This window comes from Romboutsia sp. LXY-2, assembly GCF_056171995.1.
Genome location: NZ_JBKFGI010000022.1, coordinates 1 through 576, shown reverse-complemented (window position 1 = coordinate 576; position 576 = coordinate 1). Strand labels below are relative to the sequence as shown.

General features: G+C 38.5%; 1 protein-coding gene. It reads left to right on the top strand.

What is annotated here, in order from left to right; all coding sequences use genetic code 11:
- Positions 1–576, top strand: a 576-nt coding sequence (locus tag ACI48P_RS21290) for a GTP-binding protein (protein ID WP_475219394.1), incomplete at both ends; no start/stop codon positions are given.

The window sequence follows — 576 nt, the reverse complement described above, 5'->3', positions numbered from 1 at the left end:
AATTAGGAGAAGCAGTAGATTTCGCTAACATAGATAAGGCTCCAGAAGAAAGAGAAAGAGGGATCACAATCTCTACTGCTCACGTTGAGTATGAAACTCCAAACAGACACTACGCTCACGTTGACTGTCCAGGACATGCTGACTACGTAAAGAACATGATAACAGGTGCTGCTCAAATGGATGGTGCTATATTAGTATGTTCAGCTACAGATGGTCCAATGCCTCAAACAAGAGAGCATATATTACTATCTAGACAAGTTGGGGTACCTTACATAGTGGTATTCTTAAACAAGTGTGACGTTGTAGATGACGAAGAATTATTAGAATTAGTTGAAATGGAAATAAGAGACTTATTAAACGAGTACGAATTCCCAGGTGATGACACTCCAATAGTAAGAGGATCTGCTTTAATGGCATTACAAGATACTTCTTCAGTATGGGGAGACAAAATAGTAGACTTATTCGAGCAAATAGATGCTTATATACCAGAACCAGAAAGAGATGTTGATAAGAACTTCTTAATGCCAGTAGAAGACGTATTCTCTATAACAGGAAGAGGAACAGTTGCTACAGGTA